At 64.6% G+C, this 25,354-nt stretch carries 21 protein-coding genes; 7 read left to right on the plus strand and 14 right to left on the minus strand.

Annotated features, from left to right (window positions below):
- The first annotated feature begins 69 nt into the window (after nucleotides 1-69).
- Complete coding sequence (locus tag RT582_RS00420; protein WP_228207679.1) at nucleotides 70-345, plus strand: polyhydroxyalkanoic acid system family protein; 276 nt, start codon at nucleotides 70-72, stop codon at nucleotides 343-345.
- A gap of 37 nt (nucleotides 346-382) precedes the next feature.
- Here RT582_RS00420 and RT582_RS00425 read toward each other — a convergent pair whose 3' ends face one another.
- From RT582_RS00425 to RT582_RS00450, 6 genes are all read right to left on the minus strand, one after another.
- Nucleotides 383-2,314, minus strand: a complete 1,932-nt coding sequence (locus RT582_RS00425) for a methyl-accepting chemotaxis protein (RefSeq protein WP_228207678.1) — start codon at nucleotides 2,312-2,314, stop codon at nucleotides 383-385.
- 304 nt (nucleotides 2,315-2,618) lie between these two features.
- Entirely contained in the window at nucleotides 2,619-2,993 is a 375-nt protein-coding gene (locus RT582_RS00430; protein WP_228207677.1) for a gamma-butyrobetaine hydroxylase-like domain-containing protein, read from the minus strand.
- 48 nt (nucleotides 2,994-3,041) lie between these two features.
- Entirely contained in the window at nucleotides 3,042-4,385 is a 1,344-nt protein-coding gene (hslU, locus tag RT582_RS00435) for an ATP-dependent protease ATPase subunit HslU (protein ID WP_014821913.1), read from the minus strand.
- A gap of 90 nt (nucleotides 4,386-4,475) precedes the next feature.
- The gene (hslV, locus tag RT582_RS00440) at nucleotides 4,476-5,012 is read right to left on the minus strand and encodes an ATP-dependent protease subunit HslV (RefSeq protein WP_014821912.1); all 537 of its coding nucleotides are present in this window, start codon (nucleotides 5,010-5,012) and stop codon (nucleotides 4,476-4,478) included.
- A 120-nt stretch (nucleotides 5,013-5,132) separates the two neighbouring features.
- Nucleotides 5,133-7,505, minus strand: a complete 2,373-nt coding sequence (locus tag RT582_RS00445; RefSeq protein WP_313476115.1) for an FdhF/YdeP family oxidoreductase — start codon at nucleotides 7,503-7,505, stop codon at nucleotides 5,133-5,135.
- Between the two features lie 90 nt (nucleotides 7,506-7,595).
- Nucleotides 7,596-8,078: a tRNA (cytidine(34)-2'-O)-methyltransferase gene (locus RT582_RS00450; protein ID WP_312171254.1), complete on the minus strand. Its 483-nt coding sequence runs from the start codon at nucleotides 8,076-8,078 to the stop codon at nucleotides 7,596-7,598.
- Here RT582_RS00450 and RT582_RS00455 point away from each other — a divergent pair.
- Nucleotides 8,077-8,526: a hypothetical protein gene (locus tag RT582_RS00455; protein WP_312171256.1), complete on the plus strand. Its 450-nt coding sequence runs from the start codon at nucleotides 8,077-8,079 to the stop codon at nucleotides 8,524-8,526. The genes RT582_RS00450 and RT582_RS00455 overlap by 2 nt on opposite strands.
- 52 nt (nucleotides 8,527-8,578) lie before the next feature.
- Here RT582_RS00455 and ntrC read toward each other — a convergent pair whose 3' ends face one another.
- From ntrC to glnA, 5 genes are all read right to left on the minus strand, one after another.
- Nucleotides 8,579-10,015, minus strand: a complete 1,437-nt coding sequence (gene ntrC / locus RT582_RS00460; protein WP_014821908.1) for a nitrogen regulation protein NR(I) — start codon at nucleotides 10,013-10,015, stop codon at nucleotides 8,579-8,581.
- Complete coding sequence (glnL, locus tag RT582_RS00465; RefSeq protein ID WP_014821907.1) at nucleotides 10,012-11,094, minus strand: nitrogen regulation protein NR(II); 1,083 nt, start codon at nucleotides 11,092-11,094, stop codon at nucleotides 10,012-10,014. The genes ntrC and glnL overlap by 4 nt, the downstream gene beginning before the upstream one ends.
- Nucleotides 11,095-11,263: 169 nt before the next feature.
- The gene (locus tag RT582_RS00470) at nucleotides 11,264-11,893 is read right to left on the minus strand and encodes a DUF4124 domain-containing protein (RefSeq protein ID WP_221104208.1); all 630 of its coding nucleotides are present in this window, start codon (nucleotides 11,891-11,893) and stop codon (nucleotides 11,264-11,266) included.
- Nucleotides 11,890-12,438 (minus strand): DUF4124 domain-containing protein, encoded by a 549-nt coding sequence (locus tag RT582_RS00475; protein ID WP_313476118.1) that lies wholly within the window; start codon nucleotides 12,436-12,438, stop codon nucleotides 11,890-11,892. The genes RT582_RS00470 and RT582_RS00475 overlap by 4 nt, the downstream gene beginning before the upstream one ends.
- 164 nt (nucleotides 12,439-12,602) lie before the next feature.
- Nucleotides 12,603-14,009 (minus strand): glutamate--ammonia ligase, encoded by a 1,407-nt coding sequence (gene glnA / locus RT582_RS00480; RefSeq protein ID WP_014821904.1) that lies wholly within the window; start codon nucleotides 14,007-14,009, stop codon nucleotides 12,603-12,605.
- Between the two features lie 338 nt (nucleotides 14,010-14,347).
- On the opposite strand from glnA, the gene thiI reads away from it, so the two are divergent.
- The 3 genes from thiI (at nucleotide 14,348) to RT582_RS00495 (ending at nucleotide 19,781) form a co-directional block, all read left to right on the plus strand.
- On the plus strand, nucleotides 14,348-15,802 hold the full coding sequence (gene thiI, locus RT582_RS00485) for a tRNA uracil 4-sulfurtransferase ThiI (protein WP_313476121.1): 1,455 nt from the start codon (nucleotides 14,348-14,350) through the stop codon (nucleotides 15,800-15,802).
- Between the two features lie 167 nt (nucleotides 15,803-15,969).
- Nucleotides 15,970-17,790 carry a translational GTPase TypA gene (gene typA / locus RT582_RS00490; RefSeq protein ID WP_313476123.1) on the plus strand — a complete coding sequence of 607 codons (1,821 nt, stop codon included), beginning with the start codon at nucleotides 15,970-15,972 and terminating at the stop codon, nucleotides 17,788-17,790.
- A gap of 353 nt (nucleotides 17,791-18,143) precedes the next feature.
- Entirely contained in the window at nucleotides 18,144-19,781 is a 1,638-nt protein-coding gene (locus tag RT582_RS00495) for a methyl-accepting chemotaxis protein (protein ID WP_313476125.1), read from the plus strand.
- Nucleotides 19,782-19,854: 73 nt separating this feature from the next.
- Here RT582_RS00495 and RT582_RS00500 read toward each other — a convergent pair whose 3' ends face one another.
- The gene (locus RT582_RS00500; RefSeq protein ID WP_014821899.1) at nucleotides 19,855-21,168 is read right to left on the minus strand and encodes a 2-hydroxycarboxylate transporter family protein; all 1,314 of its coding nucleotides are present in this window, start codon (nucleotides 21,166-21,168) and stop codon (nucleotides 19,855-19,857) included.
- A 249-nt stretch (nucleotides 21,169-21,417) separates the two neighbouring features.
- Between RT582_RS00500 and dcuS the strand changes: the two genes are divergently transcribed.
- Together dcuS and RT582_RS00510 are read left to right on the plus strand one after the other, a co-directional pair.
- Nucleotides 21,418-23,025, plus strand: coding sequence for a DcuS/MalK family sensor histidine kinase (dcuS, locus tag RT582_RS00505; protein ID WP_313476126.1), 1,608 nt, complete (start codon nucleotides 21,418-21,420; stop codon nucleotides 23,023-23,025).
- Nucleotides 23,022-23,747 carry a response regulator gene (locus RT582_RS00510; protein WP_313476128.1) on the plus strand — a complete coding sequence of 242 codons (726 nt, stop codon included), beginning with the start codon at nucleotides 23,022-23,024 and terminating at the stop codon, nucleotides 23,745-23,747. The genes dcuS and RT582_RS00510 overlap by 4 nt, the downstream gene beginning before the upstream one ends.
- Here the strand turns inward: RT582_RS00510 and RT582_RS00515 are convergent.
- Together RT582_RS00515 and RT582_RS00520 are read right to left on the minus strand one after the other, a co-directional pair.
- Nucleotides 23,744-24,793 (minus strand): serine hydrolase domain-containing protein, encoded by a 1,050-nt coding sequence (locus RT582_RS00515; RefSeq protein WP_313476130.1) that lies wholly within the window; start codon nucleotides 24,791-24,793, stop codon nucleotides 23,744-23,746. The two genes, RT582_RS00510 and RT582_RS00515, sit on opposite strands and share 4 nt — an antisense overlap.
- A gap of 79 nt (nucleotides 24,794-24,872) precedes the next feature.
- Nucleotides 24,873-25,319, minus strand: coding sequence for a DUF2147 domain-containing protein (locus RT582_RS00520; protein WP_041015272.1), 447 nt, complete (start codon nucleotides 25,317-25,319; stop codon nucleotides 24,873-24,875).
- Nucleotides 25,320-25,354: the final 35 nt, after the last annotated feature.

Raw genomic sequence — 25,354 nt, forward strand, 5'->3', positions numbered from 1 at the left:
GGCGGCCAGGCGATCGACGGCGCCGCTTTGCTATAGTGCGCGCCTTTTCGGGCGCAGCCAGGAGTCCTCATGGCCCAGATCATCGTCGAACGTACCCACAATCTTGGCCGCGAGGCCGCACGCGAGAAGGCCGACGAACTGGCTGCACGCCTGGCTCGCGAGTTCGGTGTGAGCTGTCAGTGGCAGGGCGATGTGCTGGCAGTCAAGCGCAGCGGCGCGGATGGGCGTATCGAAGTCTACGAGGACAGCGTGAAGGTTCTGCTCAACCTCGGCCTGCTGCTCTCGGCCATGGGTAGCAGCATTCAGGGGCAGATCGAGCGGGCACTGGACAAGGCGCTGACCTGAGAGGCGGCGCAGGACGCTGCGGCCCTGCGCCTGGCCGTCAGAGGCGGAAGCGGCCGATCTGCTGCTGAAGCGCGTTGCCGAGCTGGGCCAGTTCGGTACTGGCGCGTGCCGTTTCGTCGCTGGCGGTAGCGGTCTGCAGGGAAATGTCGCGCACGCTGACCACGCTGCGGTTGATCTCTTCGGCCACCGCGCTCTGCTGTTCGGCCGCCGCTGCGATCTGCTGGTTCATGCTCTGGATGGTCGACACGGTCCGGGCGATGACGCTCAGGGCGTCGCCGGCACGGCGGGTCAGTTCGACCGTGCTGTCGCTCAGCTGCTGGTTGTCGCGCATCAGCTGGCTGGCGCTCTGGGCACTGTTCTGTAGGGTGCCGATCAGTTTCTCGATCTCCTCGGTCGATTGCTGGGTGCGTTGCGCCAGGCCACGCACCTCGTCTGCTACCACGGCGAAGCCACGGCCCGCTTCACCAGCCCGCGCCGCCTCGATGGCGGCATTGAGCGCCAGCAGATTGGTCTGCTCGGCGACTGCCTTGATCACGTCCAGCACGCTGCCGATGGCATTGCTGTCGCGGCGTAAATGCTCCATTGCCTCGCCGGTGTTGGCGACCTGCATCGCCATGCGCTCGATCTGGGCGACAGCGTCCCCAGCTAGCTTCTCGCCCTGTACCGCCTGCTGGTCGGCCTCGGCAGTGGCCTGTGCGGCATCGATCGCGTTGCGCGCCACCTCCTGAACGGTGGCGGCCATCTCGTTTACCGCCGTGGCCACCTGATCGGTCTCCTGGCGCTGATCGTTGACCCCGGCGCTGGTCTGCTCCGTGACCGCGGAGAGCTCCTCGGCAGCCGCCGCGATCTGCGTCGAGCTGTCGCCGATGCTGCCGATCAGCTTGCGCAGACTCTGGCGCATCTCCTGCATCGCGCTTTCCAGCTGTCCCAGTTCGTCGCGTCGCGGCGCGCTGTCCTGACCAGAGAGGTCGCCGTCGGCGATGCGCCGGGCCATGGCCAGGGTGTGGCGCAGCGGCAGAATGATCTGGCGGGCGATGAACCAGGCCGCGAGCAGGCCGAGCAGTGCACTGGCGAGGGCGGTCAGCATGGTCTGGATGCGTGCCTGCTGCGTTTCGCCGAGCATCTTGTTCTGCTGGTTGCGGTACAGGTTGCCGTTAATTTCCAGCAGCCCGCCGATCTCCTTGGCCAGCGCCGTGCGTGCCTGGATGGTTGCGTCCATGCCAACCTTGAAGGTTTCAATCGCCGCTCGGTAGCGTTGCAGGGCGCTGGCCATGCGATCGAGATGACTGTGCTGGTCGGATGGCAGCAGGCCGCGCAGCAGGTCGGCCTGTTGGCGGGAGCGATCAAGGCCGGCGTAGGCGAGCTGCGCAGACTCCTCAGTGTGCTGGAAGATGTAGCCACGCACCAGATAACGGCTCTCCAGCACACGCCGGGTGAGTTCGGCGAGGGCGCGGGCCTGCTGCACGACGAGCGGGTCGTCGGCGGATTGTTCGAGCGCCTGGTAGATCTGTCCTTCCAGTTCACCGAGTGCCTTGAGCGCCTCGCCGGCGCTGCTGACCATAACGCCCCGGCTCTGCTCGCGGCTTTCGCGGGCCTGCTTCAGCTCCTGAAAGCTGCGCTCGATACGCTCGGCGTGCTGCAGCGCGGCGGCGATGTCACGTTGATCGTCAGCGGCAGTCAGGGTGGTGCGGATGTCCTGCAGGTGATAGCGAACTTCGCCGATCTTGCCGGTCACCTGCTGGGCGTGGGCGTCGCTGCCGCTCTGTTCGAACAGCGTGCGCGCGGTATCCACCGCGTAGGCGGCTTCCTGAACCTGCGAAAGGCGTGTCTGCTTCTGGTTGCGCTCCATCAGCCCGTTGAGACTGGTGACGGCGATGGCGGCGACCAGAAGTGTCAGTAGGACCATGAAGCCGAAGCCCAGGCCAAGCTTGCGCGTGACGGCCAGGTCGGTGAAAAAGCGCGAGAACATGTATGAACGCTCCAAAAGTCGAGGCGGGCGCAAGTTGCCGAGGCGCAGTGGCGAGGCGTCTTGTGCCGGGCTGCCGTGGCGGCAGCGTAAGTGTCACTGCACTTAGCGGCCGACTTCGGAGGTTTCTTAAGCAAATGCGCTGCACGCCGGTCGTTTTTTTGACTGCAGGGTCGCGCTATGGCGGTACGGGGCTGACCGTCGGAGCGCAGTTGGCGGGCCGGCAGCGCGGCACCGACCAGTTGCGCAGTCGGTCAGGCGCTGAGAGTTCGGGCAGAAAACGATGGCGAGATGTTGCCGAGCAAGGTCAGAGCATCAGCTTGACCACTGACTCATCCGGATCGCGCGACTTGCCGGCGGCCGCCAGTGCCGCGAGATAGTCCTCCCACAACGTCTGCTGATTCAGCGCCAGGCGCTCCAGGTAATCCCAGGTGAATAGGCCGCTGTCATGGCCGTCGCTGAAGGTCAGCTTCAGCGCGTACTGGCCGGCCGGTTCGATCTGCTCCAGGCCTACGTTCAGCTTGCCGGTCTGCAGCACCGGATTACCGTGGCCCTGCACCTCGGCCGAGGGTGAATGCACGCGCAGGAATTCGGCGGACAGCACATGGCGCTCGTCGCTGCCATATTCCAGCTCCAGGGTTTTCGACGCCTTGTGCAGCTTGATTGCAGTGGGGATGCGCATGCAACGCTCCGGAAGAACCGGCCGTGGCGATTGCCACGGCCGCGACGGTTAGAGGATGTAGCGCGACAGGTCTTCGTCCTGCGCCAGCTCGCCGAGATGCTCGTTGACGTAGGCAGCGTCGATGCGGATCGCCTCGCCGTCCTGCTTGGCGGCGATATCGGCAGCGCTGAAGGAGACCTCCTCCAGCAGGCGCTCGAGCAGCGTGTGCAGGCGACGCGCACCGATGTTCTCGGTCTTTTCGTTGACCTGCCAGGCGATCTCGGCGATGCGTTTGATGCCATCTTCGAGGAATTCGACGTGCAGGCCTTCGGTCTTCAGCAGCTCGCGGTACTGCTCGGTGAGCGCCGCGTGCGGCTCGGTGAGGATGCGCTCGAAGTCTTCCGGTGACAGCGCCTTGAGCTCGACACGGATCGGCAGGCGACCCTGCAGTTCCGGCACCAGGTCGCTGGGCTTGGACAGGTGGAAGGCGCCGGAGGCGATGAAGAGGATGTGGTCGGTCTTGACCATGCCGAGTTTTGTGTTGACCGTGCAGCCTTCGATCAGCGGCAGCAGGTCGCGCTGCACGCCCTCGCGGGAGACATCGGCGCCGCTGGTGTTGCCGCGCTTGGCGACCTTGTCGATCTCGTCGATGAAGACGATGCCGTGCTGCTCGACCGCTTCCAGGGCGCGGGCCTTGAGGTCTTCTTCGTTGACCAGGCGCGCGGCTTCTTCGTCGCGGATCAGCTTGAAGGCTTCCTTGATCTTCAGCTTGCGGCTCTTCTTCTTGCCCTTGCCCATGTTGGCGAAGAGGTTCTGCAGCTGGTTGGTCATCTCCTCCATGCCGGGCGGTGCCATGATTTCCACGCCGGCCGGGCTTTCGGCGACCTCGATGTCGATTTCCTTGTCATCCAGCTGGCCTTCGCGCAGGCGCTTGCGGAACAGCTGGCGGGTGTTGGAATCGCTCGGCTGCATTGGCTCCTCGGAGAAGCCCACCGGACGTGCCGGCGGCAGCAGGGCGTCGAGAATGCGTTCCTCGGCGGCGTCCTCGGCGCGGTGGCGCATCTTGTGCACCTCCTGTTCGCGCAGCATTTTCAAGGCTGCATCGGCCAGGTCGCGGATGATCGACTCGACGTCGCGGCCGACATAGCCGACCTCGGTGAACTTGGTCGCCTCGACCTTGAGGAAGGGCGCATTGGCCAGCTTGGCCAGGCGGCGGGCGATCTCGGTCTTGCCGACACCGGTCGGGCCGATCATCAGGATGTTCTTCGGGGTGACTTCCTGGCGCAGCTCGGCCGGCAGCTGCATGCGCCGCCAGCGGTTGCGCAGGGCGATGGCCACGGCGCGCTTGGCGTCGTCCTGGCCGATGATGTGGCGGTTGAGTTCGTGGACGATCTCGCGGGGCGTCATGGACATTGTTTCGTTACTCCGGAAGGCTGGACGGGGTGCAAGCAGGCGGCTTGAAAAACCCAGGCGAGGCAACGCAGCTGGTTTTTCATCGGCCTGTCAGATCGCGCTGTCCAGCTCCTCTATGGTCAGGTTCTGGTTGGTGAACACGCAGATGCTGCCGGCGATGTTCAGCGCCGTCTCGGCGATTTCCTGGGCCGACATATCGGCGCCGGCCTTGAGTAGCAGGGCCTTGGCCGCGGCCTGGGCGAAGCCGCCGCCGGAGCCCATGGCGATCAGGTCGTCCTCGGGCTGCACCACGTCGCCATTGCCGGTGATGATCAGCGAGGCGTCCTTGTTGGCCACCGCCAGCATGGCTTCCAGGCGACTCAGGGAGCGGTCGGTACGCCAGTCCTTGGCCAGCTCGACGGCGGCGCGGACCAGGTGACCCTGATGTTTCTCCAGCTGCCCTTCGAAGCGTTCGAAGAGGGTGAAGGCGTCGGCGGTGGCGCCGGCGAAGCCCGCCAGAACCTGGCCGTGATAGAGGCGGCGGACCTTCTTGGCGTTGCCTTTCATGACGGTGTTGCCCAGGGAAACCTGGCCGTCGCCGCCCATGACGACTTTGCCGTTGCGGCGCACTGAAACGATGGTGGTCAAAGGAAAATCTCCACACTGCGGGGCGATGAATGCCCGAATGCGGTTGATATGGGGGACTGCTGCCGGCTTTTCAACGGCTGTCGGCGAGGTTCGTCGACAGCCGTGGTTCTGCACGAGGCGCTAGGCAGGCCCGGGTTGTTCGCTGCGCTGCGGGCGACTGGGCTGGCGCGGTACGTCGCCGGCAACCGACGCGGCGATCAGCTTGCGCAGGCGCACCGGAATCGACTTGGCCGCCGGCACCTTGCTGCGTTCGGCATGGTGCCAGACCGGCAGCAGGGCATTGCATTCCGGGTAATAACCGGCGCAGCAGCCTTCGGGGATATCGTACGGCGTGACCCGCAACGGGCTGACCGCGCGGTGCACGCCATCGTCGACCACGGTGATCGCCTCGATGCGGTCGCCTTCGGCCAGGCCGAGGCGGACGATGTCGTTGCGGTTCATCAGGATCACCGCGCGGGTGCCATGGATGCCGCGGAAGCGGTCGTCGTAGCCGTAGACGGTGGTGTTGAACTGGTCGTTGCTGCGCAGCGTCATCATCTGCAGCACGTCGTGCTGCTCGTGGCCGTCTTCTTCGGTGTCGGGGTCGGCAACCAGCGATGGCGGGTTGATGAAATTGGCTTTGCCAGACTCGGTATCCCAGCGTCGTTCGCTGGCGCCAAGCGGGCGATGGAAGCCGCCGGGCTCCATCATGCGCACGTTGAAGTCGTGGAAGATCTCCGGGTAGCTCTCGGCAATGGCGTCGCGTATCAGGCTGTAGTCCGCGACCCAGGCGTCCCAGTCCAGCATCGGGTTGGGTGCCAGTGTGGCCCTGGCCAGCCGCGCGATGATTGCCGGCTCCGATAGCAACAGTTCGCCGGCCGGCTCGGCGGCGCCGCGCCAAGCGCGGATGCAGCCGGTGCTGTCCTCGGTGGTGTGACGCTGCTCGCCGGTGGCCTGACGGTCGATCTCGGTGCGCCCCAGGCAGGGTAGGATGTAGGACACCTCGCCGGTGATCAGGTGGTTGCGATTGAGCTTGGTCGACACCTGCACCGACAGCCGCAGCCTGCGCCAGGCCGGCTCCATCTGCAGGGTGTCGGGAATGGCGCGGACGAAGTTGCCACCCAGGCCGATGAAGCCACGGATGCTGCCATCGAGAATGCCCTCGCAAGCCTCCACGGTGTTCACGCCGTCATCGCTTGGCGGCTCGAAGCCGAACTGCCGGCGCAGGTTGTCCGCAGGCACCTTTGCCGCCTTTTCGGTGATGCCGACGGTGCGCTGGCCCTGCACGTTGGAGTGGCCGCGCACCGGCAGGATGCCTGCGCCTTCCTTGCCGATGTTGCCGCGCAACAGCAGCAGGTTGACCAGCATCTGGATGGTCTGCACGCCGTAGCGGTGCTGGGTCAGGCCCATGCCATAAGGGGCGATCACCCGTTCGCAGCGCGCATAGACGGTCGCGGCTGCTTCCAGCGCGGCGCGGCTGAGCCCCGAACGGCGTTCCAGCTGCGTCCAACTGTAGCTGCGGATGCGCTGTTCGAAATCCTCGAAGCCATGGGTGTGCTGCTCGATGAAGTCCACGTCGAGCACGCGCTTGCGACCCTCGGCGACGGCCTGGTCGTCCATTTCGAACAGCGCCTTGCACATGCCGGCGATGGCGGCCATGTCGCCGCCGATGGCGAGCTGGTGATACTGGGTGCTGATCACCGTGCTGTCCGGTGTGAGCATTTCGCGCGGCGACTGTGGATTGACGAAGCGCTCCAGACCGCGCTCGCGCAGCGGGTTGAAGGTGACAATCTGCGCGTCGCGTTCACGGGCTTCCTGTAGCTGATGCAGCATCCGCGGGCTGGAGGTGCCGGTGTTGTGGCCGAAGAAGAACAGCCCGTCGGTGTGCTCGAAATCGTTCAGGGTGACGGTCGCCACCGGCACGCCGATGCTCTCCGGCAGCGCCACCGAAGTGCTCTCGTGGCACATGTTGGAGCTGTCCGGCAGGTTGTTGGTGCCGTACAGCCGCGCCAGCAGGCCATACATGTAGGCCGTTTCCAGCGCCGCGCGCCCGGACATGTAGAACACCACCTGATCGGGATCGGCCATGGCCTTGAGCTCGGCACCGATCTCGGCGAAGGCTTCATCCCAGCTGACCGGCTGATAGTGATCGCTGGCGGCGTCGTAGCGCAGCGGATGGGTCAGCCGGCCCTGCTGCTCGAGATCGTAGTCGCTCCAGTTGAGCAGCTCGCTGACGCTGTGCCTGGCAAAGAATTCCGGGCCGCAGCGCAGCGACGTGGTTTCCCACGCAGTCGCCTTGGCGCCGTTCTCGCAGAAGGACAGTAGTCGTGACGGATGCGGCTTGGCCCAGGCGCAACTGACACAGGCGAAACCGTCGATAGGTTTGTTCTGCTTGAGCAGCAGACCGATACCGGCCGGCGAAACGCGCTCACGCAGCAGGATGTTGGCGACGGAGTAGGCTGACCCCCAGCCGCCCGCGGGCGCGTGGTAGGGCCTGAACTTGGTCTGGGACACGTCGTTTCTCCTGCTGCCAAGGGAGCTTGTCTGTTTACGACGGGGACCACGGCGGATCGTTCAGGACCCTTTGTCACAAGGTTGTACCGCTCACTCCATGGCGAAGCCGTGCTGGCGCCAGGCCTCGTATACCGTGACGGCCACGGTGTTCGACAGGTTCAGGCTGCGGCTGTCGGGGCGCATCGGCAGGCGCAGGCGTTGCTCGTTGGGCAGTGCGTCGCGGATCTCCGGCGGCAGGCCGCGGCTCTCCGGGCCGAACAGCAAGGCGTCGCCGCGTCGGTAGTGCACCTCGTGAAACGGCTGCGAGCCCTTGGTGGTGAATGCGAACAGCCGCGGGCCGTCTGCGTTTGCGGCGTCGATGCCGATCCGCGCGAGGCAGCTCGGTAGGTCGGAGTGGCGCTCCAGCGTGGCGTACTCGTGGTAGTCGAGGCCGGCGCGGCGCAGGCGCTTGTCGTCCAGCTCGTAACCCAGCGGCTCGATCAGGTGCAGGTGACAGCCGGTATTGGCGCAGAGCCTGATAATGTTGCCGGTATTGGGCGGAATTTCCGGTTGGAACAGGATCACGTGAAACATGCGCAGCACCGAGGTTGAAGACCGGCGGCATTCTACCGGGGCGCAGGACCCGATGCGCCGCATACGCCGGACCTTTTTCGGTTCGCTGGTGCTGATCGGGCTGCTGGTGGGGCTGATGATCGGCCGGCTCACCGCGCCCGGGCCGGTGCAACTGGCATTGGTGGAGGTGCAGCCGCAAGGCCTTTCGTTGCAGTTCGACCGCGAACCCGAGGTATATGACGAGCACCTAGAAGGGGCGTTCGCCCTGCTGTTCCAGGCCGAAGGCGAGCCGCAATCCGGACAACTGCAGATCGACGGCATGCCAGTGGCCTGGCGCGTGCAGCAGACCGGGAAAGGCCTGTTGCTGCATCTGGTGGCGGCGCGGCGACTGCAGGGGCAATGGCAGGGCGAGCGCCACGATGGTGGCTGGCGTATCGCCGTGCAGGTGGCGGCCGACAAGCAGCCATGATTCAGGTGACGCCCTTGGCAGCGCGCTAAACACGATGCAGTGTCAGCCGCGCTCAGCTGTCGTCGCCGTCATCGTCATCGCTGCCATCGACGCGCATGCCCAACTCCTTGATCTTGCGCGTCAGGGTGTTGCGTCCCCAGCCGAGCAGCAGCGCGGCGTCGCGACGGCGACCAGCGGTGTGCTTGAGCGCGGTCTCGATCATGATGCGTTCGAAGGCTGGCACCGCCTCGTCGAGCAGGTTGCTCTGGCCGCGCGCCAGGGCCTGATCGGACCAGTTGCGCAGCGCCTGTTCCCAGTTGTGCGCCGGCTGCGCCTCGGCCTGCTGGTTGAGCAGCTCCGGCGGCAGGTCGTCGACATGCACTTCACGGCCGGATGCCATCACTGTGATCCAGCGGCAGGTGTTCTCCAGCTGGCGCACGTTGCCCGGCCAGGGCAGGTGCTGCAGGTATTCCTTGGTTTCCGGCTTGAGCACCTTGGTTTCCACCGAGAGCTCCTGCGCGGCGCTGGCGAGGAAGTGCTCGGCGAGTGCCGGGATGTCCTCGCGGCGATCGGACAGCCTGGGAATATGAATGCGGATGACGTTCAGGCGGTGGAACAGGTCCTCGCGGAACTTGCCCGCCTGCACCAGGGTTTCCAGGTCCTGGTGGGTTGCGGCGATGATGCGCACGTCGACCCGCACCGGCGTGTGGCCGCCGACCCGGTAGAATTCGCCATCGGCCAGCACGCGCAGCAGACGGGTCTGCGTATCGGCCGGCATGTCGCCGATCTCGTCGAGGAACAGGGTGCCACCGTCGGCCTGCTCGAAGCGGCCGCGGCGCTGATTGGCCGCACCGGTGAAGGCGCCTTTCTCGTGGCCGAACAGCTCCGACTCCATCAGGTCCTTGGGGATAGCCGCCATGTTCAGCGCGATGAATGGCGACGCCGAGCGCGGGCTGTGGCGGTGCAGGGCATGGGCCACCAGCTCCTTGCCGGTGCCGGACTCGCCGTTGATCAGCACGGTGATGTTGGAATGGCTGAGCCGGCCGATGGCGCGGAACACCTCCTGCATCGCCGGCGCTTCGCCGATGATCTCCGGGGTGTGGTGGCGGTTGGCCGGTTCCTGCTGGTTCTGCTGCTCCTGGGCGTGCTGATTGGCTCGCTTGACCAGCGAGACGGCGTCGTCGACGTCGAACGGCTTGGGCAGGTATTCGAAGGCGCCGCCCTGGTAGGAGGCCACCGCGCTGTCCAGATCCGAATGCGCGGTCATGATGATCACCGGCAGGCGAGGGTACTGCTCGCGGATCTGCGAGAGCATGTCCAGACCGCTGAGGCCGGGCATGCGGATGTCGGAGATGATCACATCCGGCTGCTGGCGGGCGAGGCGGGCCAGCACACCGTCGGCGCTGTCGAAGCTCTGCGTGGCCATGCCTTCCTGTTGCAGGGCCTTTTCCAGGACCCAGCGGATGGAGCGGTCGTCGTCGACGATCCAGACGTTTTCGCTTCGGCTCATGCTGATGTGGCTCCTTGTTCCAGCGGTAGGAAGATCGAGAACACGGTGTGGCCAGGATGGCTCTCGCATTCGATCAGACCCTGGTGCTGACTGATGATGTTCTGGGTGATGGCAAGGCCCAGGCCGGTTCCGTCCGGGCGGCCGCTGACCATCGGGTAGAAGAGCGTGTTCTGCAGTTCGGCGGGAATCCCCGGGCCGTTGTCGATGATCTCGATGCGTGTCACCAGGCGATGACGAATATGGCCGATGGTGAACTGCCGCAGTGTGCGGGTGCGCAGGGTGAGACGGCCGAGGCCCAGCTCGTTCTGCCCGGCCAGTGCCTGCATGGCGTTGCGCATGATATTGAGCACGGCCTGGATCATCTGTTCGCGGTCCATCAGGACTTCGGGAATGCTTGGGTCGTAATCGCGCACCAAAATGATGCTTCCCTGGCATTCCGCCTCGATCAGGCTGGCGACATGTTCGAGCACTTCGTGAATGTTGGTCATCGACAGTGACGGCAGCTTGTTAGAGCCGAGCATGCGGTCGACCAGATTACGCAGGCGGTCGGCCTCCTCGATGATGACTTCGGTGTAGTCCTTCAGGTGTTCTTCGGGCAGCTCGCGGGCCAGCAGTTGTGCCGCACCGCGAATGCCGCCCAGCGGATTCTTGATCTCGTGAGCCAGGCCGCGCACCAGCATCTTGGTGGTTTCCTGCTTGGACAGCTGGGCCTCTTCCTTGGTGATGCGCAGCAGGCGGTCGCGCGGCAGCACTTCCAGCAACAGCATGGTTTCCTGCCGGGTCAGTACCGGGGTCACCGCGTAGTCCACGGTCAGTGTCTGGCCGGTGGCGGAGGTCAGGGTGGCTTCGCGCTTGGTGAACGGATGGGCTTCTTCAACCGCCTGGCGCAGGGCCGCCAGGGCTTCCGGCGACTCGGTGAACAGCTCGCTGATGAACTGTCCGTGGCTGCGTTGGCCGCTGACGGCCAGCAGCATTTCGGCAGCCGGGTTCATGTACTCCAGGCGCAGGCGCGAGTTGAGCAACAGCGTCGCGGTAGTCAGATTCTCGATCAGCAGGCGTTGCAGGGCTTCGTTGATCATGGCTGGTCTGCGTCCGGAAGTTCAGGCAGGAAATGCAAGAACCAAACCAAACGCGCCATTGCGGCGCGGATCGGCGTGATGCTGCAGTCCTACGGGCTGTCCGGTGACCCAAATTGGTGACGAGCGATCCGCTCACCTGATGGGCGCACCAAACAGGTGCACCCCATGATCATAGAAAGGGCACGAAGGGAATGTCGCGTTTTTCCACCGGCTTGTCCTTTAGCGGGCATTCCGGGCGAACGCCGTAATCGGCCTTCTGGCAAGGATTGACCATGCGCCGCTGGGCCAGCGAGGTGCGAATCAGGTGAAAGGGCTGGTTCGCGGTGCGTTGCAGGACGCGCTCCTGTTCATCCACGACAGCCACCGCCAGCTGATGGGTGCCACGATCGACGTTACTCAAGGCGAAGGAAGTCTGTTCGCCGGGTGCGCCAAACGGCTGGTCATCGAGCAGTACCTGATAGGCGTGGCCGGGGTGTAGCGTCGGTTCGGCCTGCACGGTGACGCTGACATTGCCGGCGTTGTTGCGGATCGCTTCGTCCGCCGTCGGGCTGAGGATGCGCAACTGATAGATGATGCTCGCGGCTTTCGGTGCTGCCGGCTCTGTAGGGAGTGCGGCCGGCATCGGCGGCGCAGGCATGCTGTTGGACGGCTTGAGGTGTACTTCTTCGGCCGCCTCGCCGGCCGGACGATCGGTGAAGACCCGATTGCCCTCGGCGTCGACATAGGAGTAGACGCCGGCGAGGCAGGGCAGGGCGGCCGCCAGCAGTGCGACGGCCAGGGTCTGCCGCAGGATGCTCAAGGAGCAGGCCTCGGAGGCTTCGGACGCAATGCCGGGCTGGAGGTATTCACCCGTTGCACGGTGAACAGCTCCGGCTGGCTGCGCTGGATGACCTTCTCGCCGCTCAGCACCTCGACGTGCAGGCGATGCTCGCCACGCTCGACATTGTTCAGTTGCAGGGAGGCGGCGGCGCTGGCGGCCGCCTGAGGAATGCCGTCCAGCACGAAGCGCAAGCTGTGGCCGGGTCGTAGCGGCGGCTCCAGCAGCGCGCTGACGACGAAGGTGCCGTTGTTGGCGCGCAGGGCTTCTTCATCGGGAATCCCGCTCAGCATCAGTGTCTGGTAAGGGGCCGACTGCGTCTGCTGGCTGTCCGGCAGTGGTGGCGGCGGTTCGGGCGTGCGGATATTTACCGTATTGGCTGGCGGCAGGTCGACGGTATCGGCCTGGACACCCTCCGGTGGCTGATTGGTGAACACCGTATTGCCTTGTGCATTGGTGTACTTGTAGATCTCGGCGAAGGCCGGAAGGCTGAGAATGAACAGCAGGCTGAACAGTGCGCTACGCATGGGAGGCTCCGCGGAGTTGGACTGCCGAAGCCTTGCACTGCGCCGAGTTGCAGGCAAGTGCGATCGGTGGGATTTGCGAGGCGTGACAAGCTGCACGAACCGCCGCCGGACTGCAGAAACGAAGAAGGCCACCCGAGGGTGGCCTTCCTGTCACGCGAGCTGGATCAGACGCTGTAGTACAGGTCGTATTCCAGCGGGTGCACGAAGGTGCGCACCTTGATCTCTTCCTCGGACTTCAGCTCGATGTAGGCATCGATGAACTCGTCGGAGAACACGCCGCCCTTGGTCAGGAACGCGCGGCCCTTGTCCAGCTCTTCCAGGGCTTCCTTCAGGCTGCCGCAGACCTGCGGGATCAGCTTGCCTTCTTCCGGCGGCAGGTCGTACAGGTTCTTGTCGGCTGCATCGCCAGGGTGGATCTTGTTCTGGATGCCGTCCAGGCCAGCCATCAGCAGTGCAGCGAAGCACAGGTACGGGTTGGCAGCCGGGTCCGGGAAGCGCGCTTCGATACGACGGGCTTTCGGGCTGGAAACGTACGGAATACGGATCGAGGCGGAACGGTTGCGGGCCGAGTAGGCCAGCATGACCGGTGCTTCGAAGCCCGGGACCAGACGCTTGTAGGAGTTGGTCGACGGGTTGGTGAAACCGTTCAGCGCCTTGCCGTGCTTGATGATGCCGCCGATGAAGTACAGGGCGGTCTCGGACAGGCCGGCATAGCCTTCGCCAGCGAAGGTGTTCTTGCCATCCTTGGAGATGGACATGTGTACGTGCATACCCGAACCGTTGTCGCCATACAGCGGCTTCGGCATGAAGGTCGCGGTCTTGCCATAGGCGTCGGCGACGTTGTGTACGCAGTACTTCAGGGTCTGAACTTCGTCTGCCTTGGCAACCAGGGTGTTGAACTTCACGCCGATCTCGTTCTGACCGGCAGTGGCCACTTCGTGGTGGTGAACCTCGACGACCAGGCCCATTTCTTCCATGGCGTTGCACATGGCGGTACGGATTTCGTGGTCGTGATCGCACGGCGGAACCGGGAAGTAGCCGCCCTTGACGGCCGGGCGGTGGCCCTTGTTGCCGCCTTCGACGTCCTGGTCGGTCATCCAGGAGCCCTGCTCGGAGTAGATCTTGAACATCGAGCCGGAGATGTCCGACTTGAACTTGACCTGGTCGAAGATGAAGAACTCCGGCTCCGGGCCGACGAATACGGTGTCACCGATGCCGGTGCCTTTCAGGAACTCTTCGGCGCGCTTGGCGATGGAGCGCGGATCGCGGTCGTAGCCCTGCATGGTGCTCGGCTCGACGATATCGCAGACCAGGATCAGGGTCGGCTCTTCGGTGAACGGGTCCAGCACGGCGGTTTCGTCGACCGGCATCAGGATCATGTCGGAGGCTTCGATGCCTTTCCAGCCATGGATGGAGGAGCCGTCGAACATCTTGCCGTGCTCGAAGAAGTCTTCATCCTGGGCATCACGAGCCGGAACGGTGACGTGGTGCTGCTTGCCTTTGGTATCGGTGAAGCGCAGATCAATCCACTTCACATCGTAATCTTTGATCAGTTGAAGCGACTTCGACATGGTGTTCTCCAAGTGGTGGAAGCATGACAGTGAGCTTCCGAATCAGGGTGAAGCCGGGCGGCGATGTTCCGCCAAGGCGACCTGCCTCACAAGGGAGCAAATTGCATGCCAGTGCTCTTTCTTGGGACTGCAGGCCGCTGGCAGCGCTGCGGCAGCGTTTGCGCGTCTCAAAGCGTAGCTGCTGCACTGGATTGATGCGCGGTATTGGTGCGTCTCGCCGGCAATGTGCATTCTTTTGGTGCGTTCTGCTGCGTTTGAAGAAAGCGGTTAAATGTTGAGCAGTTTCCGCTATACTCCGCGCCCCTCTTTTCCTGCCACATCGGCGCCGCGCTGTTTCCATGAAGCTGATCGTCAAGGTTTTCCCCGAAATCACCATCAAGAGCCCGCCGGTGCGCAAGGGCTTCATTCGCCAATTGGCGAAGAACATCCGCACCGTGCTGCGCGAGCTCGATCCCGACCTGCGGGTCGAGGGCGCGTGGGACAACATCGAGGTGGAAACCGTGCGCAGCGAGCCGAAGCTGCTGCGCGAGATGATCGAGCGCCTGCGCTGCACGCCCGGCATCGCCCATTGCCTGGAAGTGCACGAGTACCCGCTGGGCGATCTCGACGACATCGTCGCCAGATGCAAGGCGCACTACGCCGAGCGCCTGCCGGGCAAGATCTTCGCCGTGCGCTGCAAGCGTGCCGGCAAGCATCCGTTCAGCTCCATGGACGTCGAGCGCCACGTTGGCAGCCAGCTGCGCCAGCAGTGCGGCGCCGCCGGTATTTCGCTGAAAACACCGGAAGTCGAAGTGCGCATGGAGATCCGCGACCAGCGCCTGTTCGTCGTGCACGAGCAGCATGACGGCATCGGCGGCTACCCGCTGGGTGCGCTGGAGCAGACCCTGGTATTGATGTCCGGTGGTTTCGATTCCACCGTCGCCGCCTATCAGATGATGCGCCGCGGGCTGATGACGCATTTCTGCTTCTTCAATCTCGGCGGGCGTGCCCACGAGCTGGGCGTGATGGAAGTCGCTCATTATCTGTGGAAGAAGTACGGCAGCTCGCACCGTGTGCTGTTCATCAGCGTGCCGTTCGAGGAAGTGGTCGGCGAAATCCTGCAGAAGGTCGACAACAGCCAGATGGGCGTCGTCCTCAAGCGCATGATGCTGCGCGTCTCGACGCAGATCGCCGAGCGCCTGCACATCGACGCGCTGGTCACCGGCGAGGCGATCTCGCAGGTCTCCAGCCAGACCCTGCCGAACCTCTCGGTAATCGACTCGGCCACCGACATGCTGGTGCTGCGCCCGCTGATCGCCAGCCACAAGCAGGACATCATCGACACCGCCTTCGAGATCGGCACCGCCGAGTTTGCCAAGAACATGCCCGAGTACTGCGGCGTGATCTCGGTGAACCCGACCACCAAGGCCAAGCGCTATCGTATAGAGCACGAAGAAAAGCAGTTCGACATGGCTATCCTGGAGCGTGCGCTGGCGAATGCCCGCCAGGTCGCCATCGATCGCGTGATCGACGAGCTGGGCCAGGATTTGCAGGTGGAAGAAGTCGTCGAGCCGAGCGCTGGCCAGGTCATCCTCGACATTCGTCACCCCGACAGCGCCGAGGACGAACCGCTCGAGCTGCCGGGCATCGAAGTTCAGACGCTGCCGTTCTACGCACTGAACAACCGATTCAAGGAGCTGGATGAAAACCGCCAGTACCTGCTGTATTGCGACAAAGGTGTCATGAGCCGCCTGCATGCTCACCATCTGCTGAGCGAGGGGCATGTCAATGTACGCGTCTATCGTCCGGCCTGACTCATCGGTGAAACAGCCGGGGCTGCTTGGCGGCAGCATCCGCCACCGCCCTCCCGACCGGCACTGATCGCAAGGCCAGGCCGTACAACCCTCGGACAGACTGTCTTCGTCCGGACTACTTCCAGCTTCCAGCCTCAGCTCGAAGCTATCTACAGAGAAAAGAATCAGTGATCGAGAATCTACGCAACATCGCCATCATCGCCCACGTTGACCATGGCAAGACCACCCTCGTCGACAAGCTGCTGCGTCTGTCCGGCACCCTGGATCGCAAGGAGCTGGAAAACGAGCGCGTGATGGACTCCAACGACCAGGAAAAGGAACGCGGCATCACCATCCTGGCCAAGAACACTGCGCTGAAGTGGAAGGACTACAGCATCAATATCGTCGACACCCCCGGCCACGCCGACTTCGGCGGTGAAGTCGAGCGCGTGATGTCGATGGTCGACTCCGTGCTGCTGGTGGTCGACGCTCAGGACGGCCCCATGCCGCAGACCCGCTTCGTGACCCAGAAGGCGTTCAAGGCCGGCCTGCGTCCGATCGTCGTGGTCAACAAGATCGACCGTCCGGGCGCGCGTCCGGACTGGGTAATCGACCAGATCTTCGACCTGTTCGACAACCTCGGCGCCACCGACGAGCAGCTGGACTTCCCGATCGTCTACGCCAGTGCTCTGAACGGCATTGCCGGTATGGACCACGAGAAGATGGATGACGACATGGATGCCCTGTTCCAGGCCATCGTCGACCACGTGCCGGCGCCAGTCGTCGACGCAAGCGGCCCGTTCCAGATGCAGATTTCCCAGCTGGACTACAACAGCTTCCTCGGCGTGATCGGCATCGGCCGCATCGCCCGCGGCACCATCAAGGCCAACACGCCGGTCACCGCCATCGGCGCCGACGGCAAGAAGCGCAACGGTCGTATCCTCAAGATCATGGGCCACTCCGGCCTGCAGCGCGTTGAAGTGCAGGAAGCCGAAGCGGGCGACATCGTCTGCGTATCCGGTATGGACGAGCTCTACATCTCCGACACCCTGTGCGACCAGAACAATGTCGAAGCGCTGCCGCCGCTGACCGTCGACCAGCCGACCGTGAGCATGACCTTCCAGGTCAACGACTCGCCGTTCGCCGGCAAGGAAGGCAAGTTCGTCACCAGCCGCAACATCAAGGATCGTCTGGAGAAGGAGCTGCTGCACAACGTCGCCCTGCGCGTCGAGCCGGGCGACAGCCCTGAGAAGTTCAAGGTTTCCGGTCGTGGCGAGCTGCACCTTTCGGTACTGATCGAAACCATGCGTCGTGAAGGCTTCGAGCTGGCCGTAGGCCGCCCGGAAGTGGTGATCATCGAGAACGAGGCCGGCGACAAGCAGGAGCCGTACGAGAACGTCACCATCGATATCGAAGAGCAGCACCAGGGTCCGGTGATGGAGCAGATGGGCCTGCGTAAGGGCGACCTGAGCAACATGGTTCCGGATGGCAAGGGCCGTGTACGCCTGGAATACACCATCCCGGCGCGCGGCCTGATCGGCTTCCGTAACAACTTCCTGACCCTGACCTCGGGTAGCGGCATTCTGACCTCGACCTTCAGCCACTACGGCCCCATCAAGGCCGGTGAAGTGACCAACCGCCAGAACGGCGTGCTGGTCTCGATGGCTACCGGTACCGCACTGACCTACTCGCTGGAAACCCTGCAGGCGCGCGGCAAGCTGTTCCTGGCCCCGGGCGACGAGATCTACGAAGGCCAGCTGTGCGGCATCAACAGCCGTGACAATGACCTGGTGCTCAACCCCACCAAGGGCAAGAAGCTCGACAACATGCGCGCTTCCGGCAAGGACGAAGTCATCGCCCTGGTTCCGCCGATCAAGTTCACCCTCGAGCAGGCGCTGGAATTCATCGCCGACGACGAGCTGGTGGAAGTGACGCCGAAGTCGATCCGCCTGCGCAAGAAGTACCTCAACGAGAACGACCGCAAGCGCTTCGAGCGCAGCAAGGTCTGACACCGTTGCGAGACAACAGAAAGGCGCCTTCGGGCGCCTTTTTGCTGTCTGGCGATTGCCAGGCCCGGTGCTCCGGCGTGCCGACCGCAGCAGCTTTCACAACCGGCGACCGGCGATTTCAGAAAAATTGTACAAGACCTCTGCAAGCAGCGTGCTTGAGCCTGCGATATTTCACTGCGAACACTGGAGCGCTCTTACTCCGCCGCTCTCGGCCGGCAGTTCGTCGATAAAACTTGTACAAGTAATGTCACGGTGACATTATGTTGTACAAGTTTTGCCCCGCTCCGAGTTTCGCTCGGAGCATCAACGACTGACTGAATGGCTGCCTCGCAGTCTGGCTAGAGGAGTGTTCGATGAACAAGCAGATGTCGGTATCCATGCGCCTGGGCCTGGGGTTTCTGGTGATCCTGGCGCTGATGGTGGCGGTCGCCGTGGTCAGTGCGCTCAAAGTCGACGTCATCGACCGGAGCATGAGCCAGATCAGCTCGCAGGCCGGCCTCAAGCAACGCTATGCGATCAACTTCCGCGGCAGCGTGCACGATCGTGCGATTGCCGTGCGGGACGCCGTCAGTGCAGCCGATCCGGCGTTTGCCCGTGAGCAGGTGGCGGAGATCAAGCGGCTGGCGCAGCTGTACACCTATTCGGCGCAGCCGATGAAGACGATGCTTGCGCAACCCTCCGCCGATGCCGTGGAAAAGCAGCTGATGCTGCAGATCGAGGCCATCGAGGCGAAGACCAACGCGCTGACCCAGCAGGTGGTCGAACTGCGCTTCAGCGAGGGCTCGGAGCGCGCCTACGAATTCCTCCTGGAAAACGTCGCCGGGGCCTATACCGAGTGGCTGCGGCTGATCAACGCGTTCATCGATCACCAGGAATCGAGCATCAATCAGGACGTGACCGTGGTCCGCGAAACCGCCAGCGGCTTCCTCGCGCTGATCGTCGCGGTGACTGGTGTGGCGGTTCTGCTGGGTGTGGCCATCGCCGTGGTGATCATCCGCAAGCTGCGTTCGACCCTCGGTGCCGAACCCGACGAGGTGGCCCGTGTGATCGGCAATCTGGCCAACGGCGATCTTGGCCAGGTGATCGTCACCCCATACCCGGACAGCGTCATGGGGGCGACCGCGAAGATGGCCAGCCGCCTCACCGCGATCATCGCCGAGGTGCGCGCGGCCGCCGATGGCGTCGGCGTCGCCTCGGGTGAATTGCGTACCTCATCGGCGAACAGCAATCAGCAGATCCAGCACCAGTCGGCCGAGGCTGAGCAGGTCGCCACGGCGATCAACCAGATGGCCACGACGGTGAACGAGGTGGCGAGCTTCGCCGCCCGTGCCGCGGCTGCGGCGAAGAGCGCCGACGAGCAGGTCGAGACCGGTACGCGGATCGTCGGCGAGACGGCCATCTCCATCCATAACCTGGCCAAGGTGCTGGGGAGCGCGACCGAAACCGTCAACCAGGTCTCGGCGCAAAGCGGCGACATCGAGAAGATCCTGCAGGTCATCACCGCCATTGCCGAGCAGACCAACCTGCTCGCGCTCAACGCCGCCATCGAGGCGGCGCGTGCCGGCGAGCATGGCCGTGGTTTCGCGGTGGTGGCCGACGAGGTGCGCTCGCTGGCCAATCGCACGCAGCTGTCGTCCAGCGAGATCAGCGAGATGATCGCCTCGCTGCAGGCCGGCGCTGGCAGGGCGGTGGAGGTAATGCAGTCGAGCAAGCTGCTGGCGCAGCAGACCGTCGAGCAGACGCTGCAGGCGGAAAATGCGCTGACCAAGATTCGTCAGGAAGTGGGCTCGATCAACGAGATGAACGCGCAGATCGCGACGGCTTCCGAGGAGCAGAGCGCGGTGGCGGAAGAGGTCAACCAGAGCGTCACGCGCATCCACGACTCGACTGTCGCCAGTTCCGCTGCATCGAATCAGGTGGCGTCCTCCAGCCAGGACCTGACCATGCTGGCCGAGGAGCTGAATCGGCGGGTCAACTACTTCCGCGGTTGACGCAGCCCGTTCGCCGAACAAAAAAAGCCCCGACCGCAAGGCCGGGGCTTTTTCATTCCAGGATCACCGTCGCTCAGGTAAAGAACAGCGGCACCACCACGCTGGAGATCAGCAGGATCAGCGCGCCGCCCAGGCGCGAGGATATCTGTGCGAAGGGCATCAGCGACATGCGGCGCGCGGCGGACAATACCGCGACATCGCCAGTGCCGCCCATGTTGGCCATGCACAGCCCGGCGGTGATCGCCGATTCTATCGGGTAGAAGCCCACCAGTTTGCCTACCAGGCCCGCGCCGAAGGCGGCACCGGCGACCACGGCGAAAACGATCAGCACATAGGTCAGCGAGATGGCGTCGATCACCTGGCCGAGGTCGGTAAAGGCCACGCCGATGCCGAACAGCAGGGCGAAGGTCCAGTTGCGCGCGACGAAGCGGAACCACTGGGAGGCGGCGTCGTTGATCGACTCGGGCACCAGGTTGCTCACCTTGAGCAGCGCCACCAGTACGATCATCAGGGCGTAGGGATGCAGCGGCACGAACTCGCCGAGAATCTGCCCGGCGACGAAGAAGCTCAGCGCCGCGACCAGACCGACGCCCAGCGCCGGCAGGGTGATAGGCCCTTCCTTCTCGTTGACGTCCACGCCGGGCATCATCTGGCCGTTGCCGGTCAGCGATGGATAGCGGTTGCCGAGGCCATTGAGCAGCCCGGCGATGATGATCGCGAAGACGTTGCCTAGCGCCAGGGCCGGCACCAGGATCGAGATGTAGTAGCTGGCCGGCTGGCCGAGCAGCTGCTCGTAGATCTGGCTCATCGGTACCGCGCCGGCGCCCATGCCGCCGCCCATGATTGGCATGGCGATGACCACCACCGCATCCTGCGGCGAGAAACCCAGCAGCGCGCCCACGGCCATGGCGAACAGCGCGGCGAACAGCACCGAGCAGAGCAGCGGCAACGCGTAGCGCGAGCCGACCTTGACCAGCACCTTGGCGTCCATGCCGAGGATGCTGCCGGTGATCAGCGCGGCGATATAGAAGTCTAGAAAACCGCCGCCCTTCATGAAGCTGGCGACGTCATCGGCCACGGCTGCCGGCAGCCAGCCGAAATAGACCATCGCCGCGGCGCCGAACAGCGCCAGGATCGCGCCGCCGCCGAGGTAGGTCTTGATGATCGGTAGTCGGTCACCGGCGAAGCCAAGCAGCTCGCCGAGCAGCATCATCACCAGCAGCGCGCCGATCATGCCGCTGGGCAGTGTGTCGGTAGCGATGGCGGCGGCCATGACGAGCAAGGCGATGGCGAACAGAGGCAAGGGCAGGTTGAAGATGCGTTGGGACAGCAGGGGAATGTTCGGGCTGCCTTCAGGCACGGCAGCGCTCAGCGTGGTCCGATTCATTGTTGTACTCCTTCGAACGTGGCGGCCAGGCGGCGCACGTACGGGTGATGTTTGCGAATGCGCGGTCGGACAACCACGCCGGGGCTACCTTAAGCAGAGATGCTTCGCGGCCAATGTTTGGCGAAGTTAAAAAACCATTACGAAACTAAAAAAAGTGGAGCCGAGCTTGACCCTGGAGCACAGGGCTGGCTCGATCCGGCCCTCTAGCGCGGCGCGTCGAGCGTCCGCTCATGCACTGGAGTGATGGCTGTGCGCTTGCGCCTGAATACGCTGATCTCGCTGCTGGTCGCCGTCATGGTGGTGCTGGCGCTGGCGCTCGCCCTCTGGCTGTTCAACGTGCAGCTGCAGGACACCCTCGAAGAGGGGCAGGCTTCGCGGGTGACCAACCTGGCGCAGAGCGTCGCCGCACGCACCGATGTGCAGCGAGCGCTGGCCAACCCGGGTGCCGAATTCAGTCCCGATAATCCGCTGCAACGAGACATCGATGGCCTGCGCCAGCGTCTGGGCGTGGACTTCATCGTGGTGATGAATCCGCATGCCCTACGGCTGACGCACCCGGAGCCGGCCCGCATCGGGCAGGCCTTTCGCGGCGATGACGAAGGCCGCGCACTGGCCGGTGAAACCTATGCCTCGCGTGCCGATGGCAGTCTGGGCAGCAGCATTCGCGGGTTTGCCCCGGTGTTGAACGACAAAGGCGAGGTGGTCGGCGCCGTCTCGGTTGGCGTCACCCTGGCCTCGCTCGGCGAACTACTGAAAGCGCATCAACGCGGCGTGGTGCTCGGTGTACTGGCGTTGATGCTGGTCACCGCCCTCGGTGCGCACCTGCTGGCACGCTATATCAAGCGCGTGCTGCTGGGGCTGGAACCCTACGAGATCACCTGGCTGGTGGAGGAGCGTCAGGCGATGCTGGCCTCGGTGCGCGAAGGCGTTCTGGCGGTTGACGACCAGGCGCGCATCACCCTGGTCAACCCCGCCGCCGAGCGCCTGCTGGCCAGCACCGGTCTCGGCAAACCACCGCTGGGCCGGCCGATCGCCGAATACCTGCCCAACAGTGGCCTGCCCGAAGTGCTGGCCAGCGCAACCGAGCAGCGGGACCGTGAGTTCAGCCTCAACGGGCGGGCGATCCTCGCCAATCGTGCGCCGATCCGTCATCAGGGCCGGGTGATCGGCGCCATCGCGACCTTCCGCGACAAGAGCGAAGTCAACGCGCTAGCCGAGCAGCTGACCGGTGTCAGCCGCTATGCCGAAGCGTTGCGGGCGGCGACCCACGAATTCAAGAACAAGCTGCACGTGCTGCTCGGCCTGGCACAGATGGGTGATCTGGATGCCCTGCGCGCCTATCTGCGCGACCTTGCCGATCACCAGCTGGCGCCGGCGACGTCCCTGGTCGAGGGGATCGGTGAGCCGGTGCTGGCGGGCTTTCTGCTCGGCAAGCAGAGCGAGGCCCGCGAGCGCGGCATCCTCTTTCAGGTGGATGTCGAGCACCCGGTGCCGGCCGCCGCGCCCGAGCAGATCCATGGCCTGGTGACCATCCTCGGCAACCTGCTGGAAAACGCCTTCGAAGCGGTGGCCGAAGAGGACGAGCGACGGGTCAACCTGACGCTGGACTACGACGAAGCGCTGCTCTCGCTGCACGTGCAGGACAGCGGTGGCGGAATCGAAGCCGCAGTGCGCGAGCAGATCTTCCAGCGCGGCGTATCCACCAAGGGCGAGCGGCGTGGCATCGGCCTGGCCGCGGTGCAGGAGCAGGTCGGGGCCTGGGGCGGCAGCCTGGCGGTGTATTCCGAGGCCGGTCGTGGCAGCCTGTTCGAGGTTGAATTGCCCTATCGGAGCGCCGCGGGAGACGTCGAATCATGAAAGCAGCCATGCGCGTGCTGATCGTCGAGGACGACCCGATGGTCATGCGCCTGAACGTCGATTACCTGGCCCGGCTAGAGGGCGTCGAGCTGGTCGGCCAGTGCGAGAGCGTGCCGGCCGCGCTCGAATTGCTGGAGCGCGAGGCGGTGGACCTGCTGCTGCTCGACGTCTACCTGCGCAATCGCTCCGGGCTGGAGGTGCTGCGCCATCTGCGCGCGCAGGACCGCAACACCGATGCCGTGCTGATCACCGCCGCTTCGGAGATCGAGACCGTGCGCGCGGCGCAACGCCTCGGCGCGCGGGATTACCTGGTCAAACCGTTCAGTTTCGAGCGCTTCCGCGATGCGGTAGAGGCCTGTCGCCGTGCCCGCGAGGCGCTGTCCCGCCTGCCGGATCAGCTCGGTCAGGGCGATATCGACCGGCTGTTCAGCCAACCGCCCGCCACCGACCTGCGCCGCCCCGGCGACCTGCCCAAGGGGCTGACACCGGCATCGCTGGCGCAGGTGGCGCAGGCGATCCTGGCGCTGGACGAGGACAGCTTCACCAGCGAAACCCTGCTGCCGGCCACCGGCATGTCGCGCGTGTCGGTGCGCAAGTACCTCAAGCATCTGAGCGATTCACAGCTGCTGGAAGAATCCTTTCACTACGGGCAGATCGGCCGGCCCTCGTTTCGCTATCGCTGCCTGGACCGCGCCGCGTTGCTGCGGCTGGTGCAGGGCTAGGGCCGCGCGCCTGCTGCATGCAGCGCGCCGATGATCTCGCCAAGCAGCCGGTGCAGCGCGTCGCGATGCCCCATGGCACCGCTGGAGGGCTGCTGGGTGTTGGAGGTCATCACCACCGTCATCTCGAGGCCCGGCACCACGTAGACCATCTGTCCTCCATAACCCCAGCCATAGCGCACCGCTTCTCCGCTTAGCTCGGTGATGAACCAGCCATAGCCGTAGCCGTGCCCGGTGTAGCGCGAGCGGGTGCGGGGTGTCCAGGACGCTTCTATCCAGTCCTGCGAGAGCAGCCGTTCGCCCGAGGCCGTGAGCCCAGCGCGGCGGTAGAGCTCGCCAAAGGCCAACAGCGAGCGTGGCGTCATCGCCATCTCGTTGCCGCCCAGGTAGATGCCCTGCGGGTCGCGCGTCCAGGCGCTGATGGTGAAGCCGTCGAGTGGCGCCAGCCACTGTCGCGCCAGCTGCAATGTGGATTTGCCGGTGCGGCGCGTAAGGATTGCCGAGAGCAGATGGCTGGAGCCCGTCGAATAGATCATCGCCGTGCCGGGGTCGGCCTCGAACGGTCGTGCCAGTGCCGCACGAACCCAGTTGCGACTCGCCACCCAGGCGCCGTAATTGCGCCCGGAGGTCGATCCGAGCCCGGCCTGCATGCTCAGCAGGTTGCCAACCGTCACCTGCTGCAGACGTGGATCGGGCTTGCCGAGCAGGTCGGCTGGCAGCAGCTCCGCAATGGGCTGCTCGACGCTCTCGATGACGCCTTTGTCGATGGCGATGCCGACCAGTGCGGAAATCACCGATTTGGACGCGGATTTGATGTTCCTCGGCGTGGTCGTGCGATGGCCGCGGTAACCGCGCTCGGCAAGGATCTCGCCACGCTGGGCGATGATCAGGGTTTGCAGCTGCTCCAGGCGCTCGGCCTGCGCGAGCACGGCGGTCAGCCGGGTATCGGCGACTGCCAGGGGGCAGAGAAGGAACAGCATCGCCAGGCAGAGTGCGCGGCGAGGGCGGGGGCTCGATGGGGGCAGGAGGCGCAGGGCAAGTGAGTGCATGCAGGGTTCGACCCTGGCCTGGCGCCACCGTGCAGTCCGGGAGCCGGGCGGCGGTCCGGCTCTCGGATGCCGAGCGAGGTTACTGGCGAATCCAGGTCTGCGTACGGCCCAGCGCCTCGATGCCGATGTAGCCGCGGACCTCCAGCTTGTCGCCGCCTTCGACCAGCCTGGCCTTGGCGCGGTAGGTCTTGCCCTTGGCCGGGTCGAGGATGGTGCCATCGCTCCAGGCCTGTTCGCCGTCCGGCTTGAGGTCCCAGAGAATGGTCATGCCGGTGATGGGCTGATCCTTGCGCTCGCCGTCGCATTCGCTGCAGACCGGGTTCGGCCCGTGATCCGATTTCAGGATTTCGGCGACCTTGCCGCTCAGCGTGCCGTCAGCGGCCTGCTGGATTTCGACGATGGACTTGGGCTTGCTGGTTTCGTCGTCGATGGTCTGCCAGCGGCCGGCAGGCGATTCGGCGGCAAAGGCCAGTGACGAGAGCGAGAGTGGCAGGGCCAGCAGCAGGGCATTGAAAAGAGGACGCATGGTGTCTCCAGTGATGGAAAAGGCAGCGCCGACTC

Source organism: Stutzerimonas kunmingensis (assembly GCF_032106285.1).
Classification (GTDB): domain Bacteria; phylum Pseudomonadota; class Gammaproteobacteria; order Pseudomonadales; family Pseudomonadaceae; genus Stutzerimonas; species Stutzerimonas kunmingensis_B.

Excerpts from the sequence above, each read along its gene's own strand:
- RT582_RS00420 (WP_228207679.1), top strand. The coding sequence starts at position 70 with ATGGCCCAGATCATCGTCGAACGTACCCACAATCTTGGCCGCGAGGCC.
- RT582_RS00425 (WP_228207678.1), bottom strand. The coding sequence starts at position 2,314 with ATGTTCTCGCGCTTTTTCACCGACCTGGCCGTCACGCGCAAGCTTGGC.
- RT582_RS00430 (WP_228207677.1), bottom strand. The coding sequence starts at position 2,993 with ATGCGCATCCCCACTGCAATCAAGCTGCACAAGGCGTCGAAAACCCTG.
- hslU (WP_014821913.1), bottom strand. The coding sequence starts at position 4,385 with ATGTCCATGACGCCCCGCGAGATCGTCCACGAACTCAACCGCCACATC.
- RT582_RS00455 (WP_312171256.1), top strand. The coding sequence starts at position 8,077 with ATGCGCAGCACCGAGGTTGAAGACCGGCGGCATTCTACCGGGGCGCAG.
- RT582_RS00450 (WP_312171254.1), bottom strand. The coding sequence starts at position 8,078 with ATGTTTCACGTGATCCTGTTCCAACCGGAAATTCCGCCCAATACCGGC.
- ntrC (WP_014821908.1), bottom strand. The coding sequence starts at position 10,015 with ATGAGCCGAAGCGAAAACGTCTGGATCGTCGACGACGACCGCTCCATC.
- glnL (WP_014821907.1), bottom strand. The coding sequence starts at position 11,094 with ATGATCAACGAAGCCCTGCAACGCCTGCTGATCGAGAATCTGACTACC.
- RT582_RS00475 (WP_313476118.1), bottom strand. The coding sequence starts at position 12,438 with ATGCGTAGCGCACTGTTCAGCCTGCTGTTCATTCTCAGCCTTCCGGCC.
- glnA (WP_014821904.1), bottom strand. The coding sequence starts at position 14,009 with ATGTCGAAGTCGCTTCAACTGATCAAAGATTACGATGTGAAGTGGATT.
- thiI (WP_313476121.1), top strand. The coding sequence starts at position 14,348 with ATGAAGCTGATCGTCAAGGTTTTCCCCGAAATCACCATCAAGAGCCCG.
- RT582_RS00495 (WP_313476125.1), top strand. The coding sequence starts at position 18,144 with ATGAACAAGCAGATGTCGGTATCCATGCGCCTGGGCCTGGGGTTTCTG.
- RT582_RS00500 (WP_014821899.1), bottom strand. The coding sequence starts at position 21,168 with ATGAATCGGACCACGCTGAGCGCTGCCGTGCCTGAAGGCAGCCCGAAC.
- RT582_RS00510 (WP_313476128.1), top strand. The coding sequence starts at position 23,022 with ATGAAAGCAGCCATGCGCGTGCTGATCGTCGAGGACGACCCGATGGTC.
- RT582_RS00515 (WP_313476130.1), bottom strand. The coding sequence starts at position 24,793 with ATGCACTCACTTGCCCTGCGCCTCCTGCCCCCATCGAGCCCCCGCCCT.
- RT582_RS00520 (WP_041015272.1), bottom strand. The coding sequence starts at position 25,319 with ATGCGTCCTCTTTTCAATGCCCTGCTGCTGGCCCTGCCACTCTCGCTC.